This window comes from Streptodolium elevatio, from assembly GCF_053592165.1.
In genome coordinates, this window is record NZ_JBSFVE010000016.1 from 130816 (window position 1) to 146871 (window position 16056).

Annotated in this window: 15 protein-coding genes; 7 read left to right on the top strand and 8 right to left on the bottom strand. The window is 73.7% G+C overall.

Annotated features, from left to right (window positions below; genetic code table 11):
- Positions 1 to 89 precede the first annotated feature (89 nt).
- Positions 90 to 671: a CGNR zinc finger domain-containing protein gene (locus ACWD12_RS27180; RefSeq protein WP_450101734.1), complete on the bottom strand. Its 582-nt coding sequence runs from the start codon at positions 669 to 671 to the stop codon at positions 90 to 92.
- Positions 672 to 782: 111 nt separating this feature from the next.
- Here ACWD12_RS27180 and ACWD12_RS27185 point away from each other — a divergent pair, with 111 nt between their 5' ends.
- The gene (locus ACWD12_RS27185) at positions 783 to 1130 is read left to right on the top strand and encodes a VOC family protein (RefSeq protein WP_450101735.1); all 348 of its coding nucleotides are present in this window, start codon (positions 783 to 785) and stop codon (positions 1128 to 1130) included.
- A 46-nt stretch (positions 1131 to 1176) separates the two neighbouring features.
- Positions 1177 to 1773: a methylated-DNA--[protein]-cysteine S-methyltransferase gene (locus tag ACWD12_RS27190; RefSeq protein ID WP_450101736.1), complete on the top strand. Its 597-nt coding sequence runs from the start codon at positions 1177 to 1179 to the stop codon at positions 1771 to 1773.
- 24 nt (positions 1774 to 1797) lie between these two features.
- Here ACWD12_RS27190 and ACWD12_RS27195 read toward each other — a convergent pair whose 3' ends face one another.
- Positions 1798 to 2709 (bottom strand): ABC transporter permease, encoded by a 912-nt coding sequence (locus ACWD12_RS27195; protein WP_450101737.1) that lies wholly within the window; start codon positions 2707 to 2709, stop codon positions 1798 to 1800.
- Positions 2706 to 3758, bottom strand: coding sequence for an ATP-binding cassette domain-containing protein (locus ACWD12_RS27200; protein WP_450101738.1), 1053 nt, complete (start codon positions 3756 to 3758; stop codon positions 2706 to 2708). The genes ACWD12_RS27195 and ACWD12_RS27200 overlap by 4 nt, the downstream gene beginning before the upstream one ends.
- A 111-nt stretch (positions 3759 to 3869) precedes the next feature.
- Here ACWD12_RS27200 and ACWD12_RS27205 point away from each other — a divergent pair, with 111 nt between their 5' ends.
- The 3 genes from ACWD12_RS27205 (at position 3870) to ACWD12_RS27215 (ending at position 9109) form a co-directional block, all read left to right on the top strand.
- A complete protein-coding gene (locus ACWD12_RS27205; RefSeq protein ID WP_450101739.1) occupies positions 3870 to 4625 on the top strand; it encodes a TetR/AcrR family transcriptional regulator in 756 nt (251 codons plus the stop codon).
- A gap of 183 nt (positions 4626 to 4808) precedes the next feature.
- Positions 4809 to 7823 carry a DEAD/DEAH box helicase gene (locus ACWD12_RS27210; protein WP_450101740.1) on the top strand — a complete coding sequence of 1005 codons (3015 nt, stop codon included), beginning with the start codon at positions 4809 to 4811 and terminating at the stop codon, positions 7821 to 7823.
- Positions 7820 to 9109, top strand: a complete 1290-nt coding sequence (locus ACWD12_RS27215; RefSeq protein ID WP_450101741.1) for an SWIM zinc finger family protein — start codon at positions 7820 to 7822, stop codon at positions 9107 to 9109. The genes ACWD12_RS27210 and ACWD12_RS27215 overlap by 4 nt, the downstream gene beginning before the upstream one ends.
- Positions 9110 to 9238: 129 nt before the next feature.
- Here ACWD12_RS27215 and ACWD12_RS27220 read toward each other — a convergent pair whose 3' ends face one another.
- Positions 9239 to 10507, bottom strand: coding sequence for an MFS transporter (locus tag ACWD12_RS27220; RefSeq protein WP_450101742.1), 1269 nt, complete (start codon positions 10505 to 10507; stop codon positions 9239 to 9241).
- A 162-nt stretch (positions 10508 to 10669) separates the two neighbouring features.
- Between ACWD12_RS27220 and ACWD12_RS27225 the strand changes: the two genes are divergently transcribed.
- Complete coding sequence (locus tag ACWD12_RS27225; protein ID WP_450101743.1) at positions 10670 to 11053, top strand: MerR family transcriptional regulator; 384 nt, start codon at positions 10670 to 10672, stop codon at positions 11051 to 11053.
- An 89-nt stretch (positions 11054 to 11142) separates the two neighbouring features.
- Positions 11143 to 11802 carry an MOSC domain-containing protein gene (locus tag ACWD12_RS27230; protein ID WP_358357645.1) on the top strand — a complete coding sequence of 220 codons (660 nt, stop codon included), beginning with the start codon at positions 11143 to 11145 and terminating at the stop codon, positions 11800 to 11802.
- 112 nt (positions 11803 to 11914) lie between these two features.
- Here ACWD12_RS27230 and ACWD12_RS27235 read toward each other — a convergent pair whose 3' ends face one another.
- The 4 genes from ACWD12_RS27235 to ACWD12_RS27250 all read right to left on the bottom strand — a co-directional run bounded on the left by ACWD12_RS27235 (position 11915) and on the right by ACWD12_RS27250 (position 16018).
- Positions 11915 to 12370 (bottom strand): SRPBCC family protein, encoded by a 456-nt coding sequence (locus tag ACWD12_RS27235; protein WP_358362570.1) that lies wholly within the window; start codon positions 12368 to 12370, stop codon positions 11915 to 11917.
- Between the two features lie 166 nt (positions 12371 to 12536).
- Entirely contained in the window at positions 12537 to 13934 is a 1398-nt protein-coding gene (locus ACWD12_RS27240) for an FAD-dependent oxidoreductase (RefSeq protein WP_450101744.1), read from the bottom strand.
- A 181-nt stretch (positions 13935 to 14115) separates the two neighbouring features.
- A complete protein-coding gene (locus tag ACWD12_RS27245) occupies positions 14116 to 15408 on the bottom strand; it encodes an MFS transporter (RefSeq protein ID WP_450101745.1) in 1293 nt (430 codons plus the stop codon).
- A gap of 130 nt (positions 15409 to 15538) precedes the next feature.
- On the bottom strand, positions 15539 to 16018 hold the full coding sequence (locus ACWD12_RS27250; RefSeq protein ID WP_450101815.1) for an RrF2 family transcriptional regulator: 480 nt from the start codon (positions 16016 to 16018) through the stop codon (positions 15539 to 15541).
- Positions 16019 to 16056: the final 38 nt, after the last annotated feature.

Below are 16056 nucleotides of genomic sequence, written 5' to 3' on the forward strand. Positions count from 1 at the left end.
TCCTGCCCGCGCATATCCGCACGAGTGGACGGCCAGGTAGCGGTGCGGCCCACGCCGTGGGCTTCAGCCTGGGGTGTCCGACCCCGGGGTCACCGGCTGCGGTCGCGGAAGGCTTGGGCTTTTGCTCGGTTTCCGCACAGGGCCATTGAGCACCAGGCGCGGGAGCGGTTGCGGGAGTGGTCGTAGTACGCCCACTCGCACATGCGGCAGCCCTTCATGCGCGACCAGGTGCCGTCGGCCACGGACTTGGCCACGTCGGCGAGGAGTTGGGCCAGGGCGGCATCCGGTGTGTCGGGGGTGTGGGGGACCAGGGTCGGCGGGGTGGTCAAGGGGTCCAGGACCAGGGGGAGTTCGCGGGCGAGAGCGGCCAGGTCCGCCAGGGCCGCGGGGGTGCGGGTGGCGTCGTCCGTCATCCGGGCGGCGGACGCGGGGGTGTTGTTGGCCACGACTATCACCCGGAGTCCCTCGCGGACCACGCGTGCCCGGTCGAGGTCCGCCGCACTCAGGGCCACTGTCTCCGGCAGGAGGTCCCGCTCCGCGAGCCAGGCCGCCAGCGCCGCCGGGTCGGTGAGCGCATCCGTCCCGGTGTCGACGCTGAACGTGTTGATCAACTCCTCGACGCGGCGCAGCGCGCCCGGCGCGGCGTCGGAGTCGGGCTCGTTTGCGGACATGCCATCCCGTTCCAACCTGCTATTGACGATAGCTGGTTACGCTAACTAGTGTTCACGAATAGAAGGTTACGCCAGTCGCTCGTCAGTCGACCTCCGAGAGGGATTGCAGCCATGGGCCTCCGCATTGCCAACGTCAGTATCGACACCAACGATCTCGCGGGCTCCACCGCCTTCTGGGCGGCCGTCACCGGGTACAAGGTGGATGCGCAGGACGATGCTTACACGTACCTCGTCGACCCCGAGGGGGCCGGCCCCGGGCTGTGCATCAACGTCGTGCCCGAGAGGCGCGAGGGCAAGAACCGCCTGCACCTCGACCTGGTCACCGACGACCTGCACGCCGAGGCCGCCCGCGTCGAGGCGCTCGGCGCCAAGCGCCTTTCCCGGCACGGCGAAGGAACGTCCGGGTGGGTCGTGTTCGGCGACAACGAGGGGAACCAGTTCTGCGTCTGCGCCACGTGAGGACCAACTGCGGGCCACACGAGGGCGAGGAAGGCAGACTGGGATCATGACCAACCGCGGCTTCACGCTCTTCGACACCGCAATCGGCCGCTGCGGCATCGCCTGGGGCCCGCAGGGTGTGACCAGAGTGCAGTTGCCGGAGCGGGACGACGCCACTACGCGGGCGAGGCTGGCAGCCGCCGGACCCGCGGGGGAGGCCGGCGACGCGGGTGCGTGGGTGCCAGGAGCGGCGGCCGGGGCGCCCGAGGCGTCCGGCGGCAAGCCGCCGCCGGAAGTGCGCGACGCCATCAAGGCGATATGCGCTTTGCTCCGCGGCGAACCGCGCGACCTGCACGACATCGTGCTCGACCTCGACGGCGTACCGGAGTTCAATCGCCGGGTGTACGCGGTCGCCCGGGCGATCCCGCCCGGGCGGACCATGACGTACGGCGAAGTCGCCCGCAGCCTGGGCATGCCCGGTGCCGCCCGCGCGGTCGGGCACGCCCTCGGGCGCAACCCGTGCGCGATCGTGGTGCCGTGCCATCGGGTGCTCGCCGCCGGCGGTGCGTCCGGCGGGTTCTCGGCGCACGGCGGCGTCGACACCAAGTGGCGGATGCTGACGATCGAGGGCGCTCCGGAGGCCCCGCCGCCCACCCTCTTCTGAGCGCCCCTGGCGGTGGTCCGAGTGTCAGCGGTCCAGGCGGTTGAAGCGGCGTACCGCCAGGGGCAGGAAGACGGCGGTGATCAACACCGGCCAGGCGACGGCCAGTTCCACCGCGTGCCGGGCCGCGAAGGAGTCGCCGCCCCAGCCCGGGTTGCCGAACAGTTCGCGGGCCGCCGCCACCGTCGCCGACAGGGGGTTCCACTCGGCGATCGCGCCGAGCCAGTCCGGCATCGACGCGGGCGAGGCGTACGCGTTGGACAGGAACCCGATCGGCCACACCAGGACCTGGATGGCCACCAGCGATTCCGGCCCGCGGGCGACCAGACCCAGGTAGATGCCGACCCAGAGCAGGGCGAACCGCAACAGCAGGAGCAGGGCGAACGCGGCCGCCGCGCGGACGAGCCCGTCGTGCCAGCTCCATCCGACCAGGCGCCCGCACACGACCATCACCGCGAGCGCCACGACCGAGTGGGCCATGTCCGCCACGCTGCGCCCCACGACGACCGCGGAGGCGGCGATCGGCATCGAACGGAACCGGTCGGTGACCCCGCGGGCGGCGTCGGTGGAGACCGCGGCGAACGTCGTCTCGATGCCGAACACCATCGACATCGCGAACATCCCCGGGAGCAGGAACTCCCGGTAGTTGCCGCCTCCCGGCACCTGCATCTGGCCGCCGAACAGGTAGCCGAACATCAGTACCAGCAGCACCGGGAACAGCAGCGCCAGGATCAGGGCCGCAGGCTGCCGGGCCCAGTGCCTGAACGTGCGCAGCGTCAGCGTCCACGAGTCCGCGGCGGCCCAACGCAGCCGGGACGCGGGGCTCTTGGGGAGGGCGGGGCTCGGGAGCAGGCCGGCGCCGTCGTCGCCGTTCGCTGCCGGTGCGGTCGCGCTCGTGCTTGTGCTTGTGCTTGTGCTTGTGTCCAAGTGGGTGGTCATGCGCCCGCCTCCTTCTCGGTCTCCTGCGCCGGGGCGGCCGCGGTCGCCGCCTTCGCCTCGGGGGTACGGCCGGTCAGGTCCACGAAGACCTCGTCCAGCGTCGGCCGCCGCAGAGCGATGTCCTCCGCCTCGATCCCGGCGTCCCGCAACGCACCGACGACGGCCGTCAGGGCCGCCACCCGGTCGCGCACCGGTACGCCGACCCGCCGGGCCGCCGCGTCCACCTCCGCCGGCACCCCGCCCGTCACCTGTTCCAACAGGCGTGCCGCGGCGGCTACATCGGCGTCCTCGGCGAGTACGACGTCGATGCGGTCTCCGCCCAGTCGGGCCTTGAGGTCGTCAGGAGTGCCGCGCGCGACAACCCGGCCGCGATCGACGACGGTGATGGCGTCGGCCAGCCGGTCGGCCTCCTCCAGGTACTGCGTGGTGAGCAGGACGGAGGTGCCGCCTGCGACCAACTCCCGGACCGAAGCCCAGACTTCGGTCCGGGCACGCGGGTCGAGGCCGGTTGTCGGCTCGTCCAGGAACATGACCTCGGGTGCCAGGATCATGGCCGCCGCGAGGTCGAGCCGACGGCGCATTCCGCCCGAGTACGCGCCGACCGGCTTGCGGCCGGTGTCCGCGAGGCCGAAGCGCTCGAGCAGTTCGGCGGCCCGGGCACGGGCCGCACGCGGCGCGAGGTGGTACAGGCGCGCGAACATCTCCAGGTTCTGCCGACCGTCGAGGATCTCGTCGACGGCGGCGTGCTGGCCGAGCAGCCCGACGCGCAGCCGCACCTCGGACGGGTCGCGGGCCACGTCGAAGCCCGCGACCTCGGCACGCCCGCCGTCCGGGCGCAGCAGCGTCGCCAGGATGCGCACCGCCGTGGTCTTGCCCGCGCCGTTCGGGCCGAGCAGCCCGTGGACCGTGCCGCGCGGCACCTCCAAGTCGATGCCGTCGAGGGCGGGCGTGCCCCGATAGTCCTTGCGCAGCCCCAGGGTGCGGATCGCCGCCGTGTCGGCAGCCGCCTGCCGCGGCACTCCGGCCGGGGCCCTGGTCAAGGCAGTCACGAGGGTGGCCTCCTAAACTGTGTACACCGTACGGACCTACTCCGTACACCGTACGGTACGGCGTACGGAGTGCCAACCGTACGCCGTACGGACTTGAGTGAGGACGGTCATATGGCTGAGAAGACCGGCAGGTCGGACCCCACGCGCACGCTCGCGCTGCTGTGGCGCGCGAAGGAGCCCCCGGCGCGCGGCCCGAAGCCCGGCCTCAGCGTCGACCGCATCGTGGCGGCGGCAATCGCGCTGGCCGACGAGACCGGTGTCGCGGCGCTGTCGATGCGCAAGGTCGCCGAGCGGCTCGGTGTCGGGACGATGTCGCTCTACACCTATGTGCCGGGCAAGGACGAGCTGCTCAACCTGATGGTCGACACCGTGCTGGCCGAAGCCGACCGACCCGAGGCCTTCAGCGGCACGTGGCGCGAGGGACTCGAACTGCACGCGCGCGCCGACCGCGCGGTGGCGCTTCGGCACCCGTGGCTGGTGTCCCTGTCGACGCCCGGACTGATGCTCCTCGGGCCGGCCGAGACCGCGCGCTCGGAGTTCGCCATGCGGGCGGTGTCCGGGATCGGCCTGACCCAGCGCGAGATGGTCGACATCGTCAATCTGGTCGACGGATATGTACGCGGGGTCGCGCAGATCACCGCCGACATCGGTGCCGCCGACCGCGAGTCGGACGTCGACTACGAGGAATGGTGGGACAAGGCCACGCCCATGCTGGAGCGGTTCATCCAGCAGAGCCGCTATCCCACGCTGTACGCCGCCTGGTACTCGGGCGCCTTCGAGACCTCGCCGGGCGAAGGATTCGAGTTCGGACTCCAGCGGCTGCTGGACGGCGTCGAACGCTTTGTCGACGAGCGCGCCCGCGGCTGAAGCGGGGCCGGCGCGGGGCCGCCGTGGGCCCGAGAACGGGCCGGGTGAGGATGAACGTGTCCCGGATCGGAGCCCGGCCGGTTCCGATCCCGACCCGGGAACAAACCGCGGGGGCGTCCCGTTGGATCTCCGTACATCGTACCGTACGCTGTACGGAGTCCCTGATCCGGAGGAACCCAGCGCATGGCGACAGGCACCACCCGTACCGCCTCCACATCCGCTTCCGCCCACAACTCCGGCCGTTCGACCTCCGGACCCGCGGCGGTCGGCCCCGCCGAGGCGGCTGCCCTTGCCCGCTGCGCGCCCGTCTTCGAACCGGCCGACCCGCCGCGGCAGTCGCACCTGGTCTTCTGGAGTCCGGACGGCGTCGACCTTCCGTTCGGGGCCGGAGAGCCGGTCGACCTGGCCGTCGCGGCGCCCGACCCCGCGACGGGCGTGGTGGCGGTGCGACAGATGCCTGCGGTGCGCGTCCCCGTCGCCGCGGCCGTGCCCGTCCTGTCCCGCGCCCGCACCGCCCCCGGCGCGCACCGCGCAGCCGCGTTCTGGGGCTCGGTCTGCGTCGTCGCCCTGCAACTGGTCGCGCGCGGACGCATCCTGCCCGGTGTCACCCCCGGCGACTTCGACGCGTGGCGCGTCGGGCCGCTCGATGCCGCCGACGTCGCGCGCGTACGCGACCTCGCGCACGCCATGCCGCCCGAGGCCCGTGCGGTGCCCACGTCCGCCGATGCGCCCGACCCCGCGCCGGGGGCCGCGTCCGGCACGCTGCTCGAACTGGCCGACGCCGAGGAACTGGTGCGCGGCCTCCTGGACGCCGTCGCCGACACGATGCCCCGCACGCCGGCCGCCGCCCGGGCCGCCGGGACACCGCTGTTCGCCGCCCGCACGGCCACCCGGGCGCCGCAACTGCGCCCGTGGGCCGACGAGGTCGCCTCGGGCCTCGACGCCGGGCTGCGCGCCTCGCTGCGCATCGAACTCCCGGGCGGGGACCCGGACGACGAGGACGGCCTCGGCGACCTCGCCGCCAGCGGCTTCCGCGCCGTCGTCCAACTGCACAGCCTCGCCGACCCGACCCTCGTCGTCGACGCGGCGGACCTGTGGGGGACCGGACCGGCAACGTCGTCCGCAGGCGCGGCATCCGCATCAGCCACGGCGTCCGACGCCGTGGCCCGACTCGGCCCCCGCGCCCGCCTCGACGCGACGATCGCCGTACGCCGCGCAGCCGACGCCTGGCCCGCCCTCGAACGCCTCCTCGACCAGGCCGTCCCCGACGTCCTCGACCTCGCCGACGACGAAGTGGGCGACCTCCTCGGCCGCGCGGGCGCGCGCCTGGCCGCCGCGGGCATCGACGTGCACTGGCCCAAGTCGCTGGTACGCCGCCTGACCGCCACGGCCGTCGTCGGCGCCGAATCGGGGCCGCGCGACGAGCCGTCCGCACGCCCGTCGTTCTTCGGCGGCGACGCCGCGTTCGCGTTCCACTGGCGGCTCGCGCTCGGCGACAGCGACCTCACCGATGCCGAGATGGACGCCCTCGCGGAATCCCACCGGCCGATCGTCCGGCTCCGCGACCGCTGGATGCTCGTCGACCCCGAACTGCTGCGCAAGGCACGCGAACGCCACTTGAAGCCGCTCACCGCGGTCGACGCCCTCGGGGCCGCTCTGACCGGCGGCACCGAGATCGACGGCGTACGCGTGCCGGTACGCGCCGAAGGGTGGCTGAGCGCCCTCCGCGACCGCATCGCCGACCCGGACGCGGCCGCCGCGGTCGAGGCCGTCGCACCGCCCGCCGCCCTGGACGCCACACTCCGCGACTACCAACTGCGCGGCCTGCGCTGGCTCGCCCGCATGACCGAACTGGGCCTCGGCGGCTGCCTCGCCGACGACATGGGGCTCGGCAAGACGGTCACCCTGATCGCGCTCCACCTGCACCGCCAACAGGACGACACGACCGCCGGCCCGACGCTCGTCGTGTGCCCCGCCTCGCTGCTCGGCAACTGGGAGCGCGAGATCCGCCGCTTCGCCCCCGGCACCCCGGTCCGCCGCTTCCACGGCACGCGGCGCGATCTCGCGGACCTCGCCGACGGGTTTGTGCTCACGACATACGGCACCATGCGTCGCGACGCCGACAAACTCTCGGCCGCGCCCTGGGGCCTGCTCGTCGCCGACGAGGCGCAGCACGTCAAGAACCCGCGTTCGGGAACGGCCAAGGAGCTGCGCCGGATTCCCGCTCTCGCCCGCGTCGCCCTCACCGGCACGCCGGTCGAGAACAACCTGACCGAGCTGTGGGCCGTCCTCGACTGGACGACCCCCGGTCTGCTGGGCCCGCTCGCGGCGTTCCGCACCCGGTGGGCGGTGCCCGTCGAGTCGCGCAAGGACCCGGCCGCGGCCGAGCGATTCGCGCGTCTGGTACGCCCGTTCCTGCTGCGCCGCCGCAAGTCCGACCCCGGCATCGCCCCGGAACTGCCGCCCAAGACCGAGACCGACCAGCCCGTGGCCCTGAGCCGCGAACAGGCCGCGCTCTACGAGGCGACGGTCCGCGAGCTCCTCGCCGAGGTCGCCGGGACCACCGGCATCGCGCGCCGAGGCCGGGTCGTCAAACTGCTCACCGGGCTCAAACAGATCTGCAACCACCCTGCCCAGTATCTGAAGGAGGAGCAGCCCCGCCTCGCGGGCCGCTCCGGCAAGCTCGAACTGCTCGACGAACTCGTCGACACCATCACCGCCGAGGACGGCGCCGTACTCGTCTTCACGCAGTACGTCGCGATGGCCCGGCTCATCGAACGCCATCTCGCCGACCGCGGCGTGCCGACCCAACTCCTGCACGGTGGAACGCCGGTGGCCCGGCGCGAGGAGCTGGTGCGGCGCTTCCAGGACGGCGAGGTCCCGGTGTTCCTGCTGTCCCTGAAGGCCGCCGGCACCGGGCTCAACCTCACCCGCGCCGACCACGTCGTGCACTTCGACCGCTGGTGGAACCCGGCGGTCGAGGACCAGGCGACGGACCGCGCGTACCGCATCGGGCAGACCCGTCCCGTGCAGGTGCACCGCTTCATCGCGGAGGGCACCGTCGAGGACCGCATCGCCGACATGCTCGCCGCCAAGCGCTCCCTCGCCGACGCCGTGCTGGCCTCGGGCGAGGCCGCGCTCACCGAACTGTCCGACGCCGAACTGGCGGACCTGGTCGAACTGAGGAGCGCCCGGTGAACGAATCCGCTCGTGGTTTCCCCGCGTTCCCGGCCGGCCGCCGCGGCGGCCGGGGCTTCGCCCGCTCGTGGTGGGGCAAGGCCTGGATCCAGGCGCTCGAAGACGCGGCACTGGACTCCGAGGCGCTGCGCAACGGCCGCAAGTACGCCTTTACCGGTCGCGTCGGCAGCATCACGGTCAGCCCGGGCCACCTCTTCGCGCCCGTGCACGGCGAGGGCGAGATCCACCGTACGACCCTCACCCTGCAACCGCTGACCGCCCGCCAGTGGGACCGCTTCCTCGACCAAGTGGCGGCCCGCGCGGGCCACATCGCGGCCCTGCTGCGCAGGGACATGCCGCACGACCTGGTGGCCGCGGCGGAGGACGTGGGCGTGCCGCTGCTGCCCGGCATGGGCGACCTGGACCCGTCGTGCGACTGCGAGGACTGGGGGCACCCCTGCCGCCACGCCGCGGCACTCGCCTACCAGGCGGCATGGCTGGTCGACGAGGACCCGTTCCTGCTCCTGCTGATGCGTGGTCTGGGCGAGCAGGACTTCCTGGCGGCCCTGCAACAGCGCGGTGCCGAGGGCGCCCGTGAGGGCGGGGGCGCGGGCGAACCGATACGGGCGGCGGTCGCCGCGCGGGACGCCTACGCGGCCCGACCCGGCCCGCTGCCCGCGGATCCCGAACTCCCGGACGCGCCGGGGGAGATGCCGACCGTTGCGGACGGGCCCGAGCTGGAGTTCGCGGCGCTGCGGCTGCTGGCCCGCGACGCCGCCGAGCGGGCGTTCGAACTGCTGTGCGCGGCGCTGGTCCCGGCGGGCGGGCAGGGCATGACCGGGGAGGCGGCATCCGGTGACGAAGCCTCCGGTGACCCGGCACCGCTGCTGGACCTCGCGGACCTCGGCGAACGGGCGGACGCCCTACGGCTGGCGGCCCGCCACGACGACCCCGACGCACACCGCCGCCTGCGCGCCGCACACGACCGCCCCGCCGATTTCGAGCGCGGGGTGGCCGCCTGGCGGTACGGAGGCCCCCGCGGCTTCGAGGTGTTCGACAGCCCGTGGCGCCCGAACCGCACCGAACTCGCGCGCGCCAATACCGAGTTCCAGGAAGTGTGGGCTGACGACCCGGAGGCGGGCCGGGCGTTCGCCGTGTCGCGCAACCGATGGACGGACGCGGGCGGCGGCCGACAGCTCCGCTACGGGCGGGACGGCCGGTGGTACCCGTACGAGGAGCGCGGCGGCGTGTGGTGGCCCTCCGGCCGCCCGGACCGCGACCCCGCCTCGGCCCTCGACCACCTCTGACCCGTCCGGTGGCCGGGACATGCGACCCGCACGGCGGCCGACTCCGGCGACCAGGCTCCTGCCGCCTATCCGGCGGCCGCACCAGCGGCCGGTCCCCTGGCCGGCCCGGTGCTCGTCGCGACCCGCGGATCAGCTCCCGCCCGGGCTGATCCGCGGGGTCCGACCGGCCGCGGCGGCCCGTCGCGCCGGAGCCGGGAAGGCATGCCGGACGGCGAGCAGCACGACCGTCAGCGCACCCAGGACGAGCGGGAGCGCGGTCCACGGCAGCGCCCCCGCCCCGGCGTTGTCGAGCACGACGCCACCGGCCAGGGAGCCCGCCGCGATCCCCGCGTTGTAGACGGTGGCCTGCAACGCGGTCGCCACGTCCGCGTCGGCCGGGCCGGACACGTCCACCAGCGCCGTCTGGATCAGCGTCGGGGCGCCGCCGAACGCCGCCCCCCACAGGGCCACCGCCACGATCAGCACGACACCGTTCCGCCCGGCGGCGCCGAGTGCCAGCAGCGCCGTGGCGGTGACCGCGAGGGCACCCAGCAGGCTCGCGCGCAGATGCCGGTCGGTCAGCGTCCCGGCCGCCCAGATGCCCGCGACCGTGGCGACGCCGAAGACCGCGAGCACGGGACCGGTCCGGCCGAAGCCCGAGCGCTCGGTGAGCGGCGCGAGGTACGTGTAGACCGCCTGGTGCCCGAGGAGCAGGAACAGCGTCACCGCGAGCACCGGCGCGATGCCGGGCTTGGCGGCGATGCGGCGCAGCGGTGCGCGGCCGGCCGCCGGCTCCCCGGGGAAGTCCGGCACCTTCCAGCGCACCCACGCCGCGACCGCGAGACCGAGGACCGCGACGGTCCCGAACGCGGCGCGCCAGCCGGCCGCCGCGGCCAGGGCGGTCCCGGCGGGGATGCCGGCGGCGAGCGCGACGGTGATCCCCGCGAGCACGATCGCGATCGCGCTGCCGCGGCGCTCGGGCGGGGCCATGCGGGAGGCGTACCCCGCGAGCATCGCCCACAGCGTGCCGCCCATCGCGCCCGCGACCAGCCGGGCTCCGAACGTCAGCGAATAGGAGGACGAGAGCGCGGTCACCGCGTTGCACACCGCGAAGCCGAGCAGCGCGCCGATTAGGATCGGTCGCCGGGGCAGCCCGCGCAGGGCGGCGGTCAGCGGGATCGCGGCCAGGAACGAGGCGGCGGCGTAGCCCGTGACCAGGAATCCGACGCGGCTCTCCGGGACGCCCAGCCCGTTGCCCATGCGCGGCAGCAGGCCCGCCGGGAGGAGCTCCGTCATCACGGCCGTGAAGGCGGCGGTGAACAGTGCGAGCAGCCCGGCCAGGGGCAGTCGCGTGCCGGACGGCCCGTCCGGGGCCGGGGCACACCGGTTGACGTGCTCGTTTGCTGATGCGGTCGGCATATGGCCATGCTGAAACCTTCACATCAGTGAGAAGGCAAGCGCGGGCGTGCGGCAGATCGACGCCGAAGGGACCCGTGCGGATCCGGCGCCGAAGTCCAGGCGCACAACGCCCGGGCGCACAGGCCCGAGCACACAAGCACAAGCCCGACGAGGAGGTGCCGGATGCGGATCGGCGAGTTGTCGCGGCGGACCGGGGTCCCCACCCGCATGCTGCGCTACTACGAGGAGCAGGACCTCCTGCACCCCGACCGGGCGGACAACGGCTACCGCAGCTATCCGGAAGCTGCCGTGTACCGCGTCCAGCAGATCCGCGGGCTGCTCGACTCCGGCCTGACCACCGAGATCATCCGGAACATCCTGCCGTTCCTCGACCGGCCCGACCAGCTCCACCCGCACCCCGACTGCCTGACCGCCGAGACGACGGCGCTGCTGCGCGGCGAGGCCGAACGCATCCAGGCGCGCATCGACTGCCTCGGGCGCAATCTGCGCGCGATCCGCGAGTACCTTGCCGCCGTCGCACCCGATCATGGAGGCGAACGGGCCTGACAACCAACGGAGTTCTTCCGGACCGGGACTGGTGATTCTGGCCGGGAAAACCGTCGCCTTCCGGCCACGGCGACCGTACCGTCGCTCCCATGAATCTGCTTTCCGTCAACATCGGCAAGCCCCGCGACAATCCGTGGAAGACGGTCGGCACGACCGGGATCGACAAGCGCCCCGTCGCCGGCCCGGTGGCCGTCACCGAGCCCGGTCCGCGCGGCACCGGCGCGGTCGGGCTGGCCGGCGACCGGGTGTACGACGTGAAGCACCACGGCGGCAGCGCCCAGGCGGTCTACGCCTACGCCCGCGAGGACCTGGACCACTGGGAAACCGAACTCGGCAGGACGCTGCCGAACGGCGCTTTCGGCGAGAACCTCACGACCGCCGGCTACGACGTCAACGCCGCTCTGATGGGCGAGCGCTGGCGCGTCGGCGCGGACGTGGTCCTGGAAATCGCGACGGTGCGGATCCCGTGCCGTACCTTCCAGGGCTGGCTGGAACAGGAGGGCTGGGTCAAGCGGTTCATGCGGGCGGGACGCCCGGGTCCGTACTTCCGCGTGGTCGAACCCGGTGACGTGCAGGCCGGGGACACGGTCGAGGTGGTGCACCGTCCGGCCCACGGCGTGACGGTGGCCCACTTCTTCCGCGCCATGACGATCGAACCCGATCTGCTCCCGGGTCTGTTGGCGATCGACGACCTGCCGGAACCGGCGCTGGACTGGCTGCGCAAGCGAACGGCCTACCTGGCCGGCTGAGTTCGAGGTCGCCGTGTCCGAGGTCGCCGTGTTCGAGCACGACGACGAGGGCGGTGTGCCGTGGACCGGTCGGCATCGACCGGTCCACGGCACACCGCCCGCGGGCCACGCCTCAGGCAGCCAGGTGCCGCGCCAGCAGGTTCCAGCTGGAGTCGAACCCCGCGTGCGCCATCTCGCCGCGGAACTGCTCCGGGACGTCGGTCTGGTGCAGGGTGAGCCGGGTCCGCCCGTTGCCCAGGTCGGTGAGCGTGATCTCCTGCTTCATCGCCTCGCCCGGCACATGGAACGCCAGCAGCTCGGGCTCGACCACGTCGAGGTACACGCCGGCGAACGGGATCTCCATGTCGCCCATGACCATGGTCAGTTCGCATCGCCCGCCCTTCCACGGCTCCAGGGTGACGCTCTCGCGCGGCACGGTGAGGCCCTCGGGCGCGAAGAACTTCACGATCTGGTCCGGATCGGTGTACGCCGCGAACACCGCCTCGCGCGGCGCGTCGAACTCGCGCACGAAGGTCACGTCGCCGTCGCCGTTGTCGGTCATCGTGGTGGCCATCGGGGTCTCGGACATTGCGGGCTCCTCGGTGTGATGCGGTCCGTCTTCTGACGGCCCGTGCCGCTGCCTGGTGTCGTTCGGTGTTGCGTGTGCCGCGGCGAGCGTCGCCGCGCTTTCGGAGGGGTAGACCGCCCTCCGCACCGAAACTCATCGCCGGGCGCGAAAACAATCCTGCGCGAGGTCACCCGCCGACCGCCGCCAGCCACTCGTCGCGTTCCGGCCCGTCCGGACCGGGCACCAGGCCGTCCCTGGCCTCCAGCCACATGTCGATGTGGCGCCGGACCTCCTCGTCCGCGTACGCCACGGCCGGGACCTCCGCCAAGTGCTGCACCTTGGCCCGGGCGCGCATGACGACCGGATCCTCGTACGCACACGCCGACCGCGCCATGCGGGCCGCCTCGCGCCCCGACAACGCAGGGGGCGCGGACGTCCCGTCATGGCCCACGACCGCCGCCAGACCCCGGTCCGCCTCCACCTGCACGTCGAACCACGGGCGCAGCGCGCTACGGCACCACGCCGCGTACGCCATCGCGAACCCGGCCGGTTCCCGGTTCGCGTCACCGGAGTTCGCCGCCACCCACTGGGCCTCCCGCAGCGCCAGCGAACACCCTTGCCCCAGCGTGGGATTGGTGTGCACGACCGAGTCGCCGACGCCCACCAGACCGGTCACCACGGGCCCCTCGTCGTCGACGAGCGCGGTCCACCGGTTGTCGAGGCCGGCCATCGCCCGCACGCCGGTGAGCGGCTCGGGGTCGAGGTCCAGCCACGCCGCGGCGGCCGGGAACAGCCGGGCGGCCGCGTCGAACACCGCCGGGTCGCGCAGCGCGCCCCGGCTGCGGTCGGCGGTCGCGACCAGCAGCGCGACCGCGAAGACGCCGTTGTCGGACGGGAAGACGGCCGCGCTCGCGAAGGACGCCATGGAGACGGGACGCACCCGCTTGGGCGCGTCCCCGCGCAGGCGGTACCAGCGGCAGACGTACGCGAGCCCGGTGCGGTGGCTTTCCACGACCGGGGCCCGACACCCCGCCTCGGCCAGCAGCCGGGGCAGCGGCGACCTGCGGCCCGCGCAGTCGAGGACGAGGTCGACGCGGTGCCTGCCGTGGTCGGTGCGTACCGCCGTCACGTGCGGGACGGGTCCCGAGGTGTCGAGGTCGAGCCCGCGTACCGGGGCGCCGAGCCGGAGGTTGGCGCCGTGCTGCCGCGCCACGGCGCCGGCGAGCGCGGTCTCCAGGACGATGCGCCGGGCGCGTACGGTCACCAGTTCCTCGTCGCCGGGGCGGTAGGGCGGCGGGGTGTCGAACCAGTCGAACTCGTGGTACTCCTCGGCGCCGAGCTCGCGCATCGCCGCGTACACGTCCGGGGCGTCGGCGCGCAGGACGCGGCGCACCGGGGCGAGCAGCAGGTGCGGTTGCGCGGCCTGCGGGACGCTCGGCCGCACCCAGGTGAAGGTGTCCTCGTCGAGCCCGACCCCGGCCCGGCGTCCGTCGCGCTCGAAGACGGTGACGTCGTGCGCTCTCCGGGCCAGGAACAGCGCGACGGCAAGACCACCGATTCCGCCACCCACCACCGCAACGCGCACGGCACGCTCCTCATGTCGCACAGCCGGTGAGCCGACCCCTGACCCCGCCAGCCTGCCCACCCGGGCGGGGAGCAACAAGGGCAAAGTCCATCGCAGTTGGTGTCCACGGCAGGCAAATGCCCCTGTTGCCGCGCGGCGGCGGCCACAGGGGCACCCGGTCGGCCGGGACGGGCGGGCCCGGTCAGGCCACCGCGAGCAGGGCGATCGCGGGACCGAAAGCGCCACCGAGCTGGTACGTCAGGTTGAGCAAACCGATCGCCGCCGGGCGCAGCGGGGCGGGCGCGGCCTCCGAGGCGCGCACGCTCAGCGTCGACAGGCCGCCGGACGCGGCCAGCACCGCGAGTGCCGGGACGACGACCAGCACCGGCGCCCAGGGGGCGAATACCGCGGCGACCGGGCCCGCGACGCCCAGGAGGACGAGCACGGCGGTCACCCGGCCGCGCCCCAGGCGGCCCGAGACCGCGGCGAGCACCCACGAGGCCGCGCCGCCGATCAGCAGGGCGGCCATCTGCGCGACGCCGATCGTGCCCTTGGCCCAGGTGGTGGCGTCGTCCATCAGGCGCGGCACCGCGAAGAGCAGGCCGAAGTACGCCGTCGACAGCGCACCGGCCAGGCCGGCCGACGCCAGGAACACCGGGCTGCGCAGCAGCGCGACGGGAACGAATCCGACCCGGCGCGTCCGCACGTGCAGCGCCAGCAGGACCGCGGCGACCAGGGCCACCGCGAGCGCCGGCAGGGTGAAGTGGGGGAGCAGGACAAGCGCGGTCACCAGCGTCACCAGCGCGACCGCGCCGCGGGCGTCGAACGCCTGGTCGGCGCCGGGCTGCGCGGGGCGGTCGGGAGTACCGGCCGACGCGGCGCCGTGGCGTTCCGGCGTGCGCAGGTGGGCCGCGACGGCAGGCACCGCGAGCAGGCCCACGGCCGAGACGACGAGGGCGGCCCGCCAGGACAGCGCCGACGTGATCGCGGATCCGGCGAGCGGGCCGACCGCGCCCCACATGGCGAACCCGGCGGTGATTACGCCCATGCGCCGGACGTCGCCGGCGAGGTTCATGGCCACGGTGACCAGGGCGGCGCCGCCGAACGCCTGGGCTGCCCGGCCGACGAGCAGGAGCGGCAGCCACGGCGACAGCACGACCGCGAGCGTGCCGAGGACGACGGAGACGGTCCCGGTGCGCAGTGCGGCGGTGGCGCCTCGGCGGCGCAGCAGGCCCGCGGCCAGCGGAGTGCCGATGGCCATGGCCCACGCGAACGTGGTGACCAGCCACGTCGCGGTCGCCGTGGAGGTGCCGAGGGCACCGGAGATCTCCTGGAGGATCAGCACGGGTGCGTTGGCGGTGGCCGCGACCGGGGTGGCGAGGAGTGCCAGCCAGAGCGCCGGAATGCGGCGCGGCGCCGCGGTCGCGGCGATCGTGCCGTCCGCGTCGACGGGGTGGCTGCTGCGCGGGAGGGCACGGAGTGCGGCCGTGGTCATCGCGGCACCTCTTTCGGTTCTGTCTCGTTCCGTGTTCCAGACAATTGATGTCCAGAATTAGTCGGCGGGTGGGGCGGGCGTGGAGCGGTGCCGGCTTGCGGGGTGAGTCTTGTGATGCGGACGGGCGAGGTCAGACCCGGGCGTGCTCGAACCAGTTGCGGACCTGGTCCGGCCGGCCCGGCGCCCGCGCCTCGACCTGGTCGCGGATGTCGGCGATGGTCCGGGCGGCCAGCTCGCGGCGCCAGGCGAGGTCCGCGTGCCGCATGGCCTCGTCGATCAGGCAGGGGGTGGGGTTGTCGGTCCGGGCGTCGGCGTTCGGGCCCTGCCGGCGGATCTCGGTGCAGCGGAAGGCCTCGTCGGGGCCCTCGATCGCGGTGACCACATCCATCAGCGTGATCCGCTCGGCCGGTCGGGCGAGGCGGAACCCGCCGCGCGGGCCGGGCGTCGACGTCAGGATGTCGGTCCGGGCCAGCGCCTGAAGCTGCTTGTTGAGGTACGCCGTGGGCAGCTCGTAGAACGCGGCCAGCTTCGCCGCGGTCACCGCCCGCTCGGGGGCGACCCAGGAAAGGTTGACGCAGGAGTGCATCGCCCACTCGACGCCTTCGTTCATCCGCATAACCTGGACACTACATGTCCAGGTTATGCGAG

Bases quoted from the DNA above. Each gene is read 5' to 3' on its own strand.
- ACWD12_RS27210 (WP_450101740.1), top strand. From the start codon at position 4,809: ATGGCGACAGGCACCACCCGTACCGCCTCCACATCCGCTTCCGCCCAC.
- ACWD12_RS27230 (WP_358357645.1), top strand. From the start codon at position 11,143: ATGAATCTGCTTTCCGTCAACATCGGCAAGCCCCGCGACAATCCGTGG.
- ACWD12_RS27235 (WP_358362570.1), bottom strand. From the start codon at position 12,370: ATGTCCGAGACCCCGATGGCCACCACGATGACCGACAACGGCGACGGC.
- ACWD12_RS27195 (WP_450101737.1), bottom strand. From the start codon at position 2,709: ATGACCACCCACTTGGACACAAGCACAAGCACAAGCACAAGCACGAGC.
- ACWD12_RS27250 (WP_450101815.1), bottom strand. From the start codon at position 16,018: ATGAACGAAGGCGTCGAGTGGGCGATGCACTCCTGCGTCAACCTTTCC.
- ACWD12_RS27220 (WP_450101742.1), bottom strand. From the start codon at position 10,507: ATGCCGACCGCATCAGCAAACGAGCACGTCAACCGGTGTGCCCCGGCC.
- ACWD12_RS27180 (WP_450101734.1), bottom strand. From the start codon at position 671: ATGTCCGCAAACGAGCCCGACTCCGACGCCGCGCCGGGCGCGCTGCGC.
- ACWD12_RS27245 (WP_450101745.1), bottom strand. From the start codon at position 15,408: ATGACCACGGCCGCACTCCGTGCCCTCCCGCGCAGCAGCCACCCCGTC.
- ACWD12_RS27205 (WP_450101739.1), top strand. From the start codon at position 3,870: ATGGCTGAGAAGACCGGCAGGTCGGACCCCACGCGCACGCTCGCGCTG.
- ACWD12_RS27185 (WP_450101735.1), top strand. From the start codon at position 783: ATGGGCCTCCGCATTGCCAACGTCAGTATCGACACCAACGATCTCGCG.
- ACWD12_RS27225 (WP_450101743.1), top strand. From the start codon at position 10,670: ATGCGGATCGGCGAGTTGTCGCGGCGGACCGGGGTCCCCACCCGCATG.
- ACWD12_RS27190 (WP_450101736.1), top strand. From the start codon at position 1,177: ATGACCAACCGCGGCTTCACGCTCTTCGACACCGCAATCGGCCGCTGC.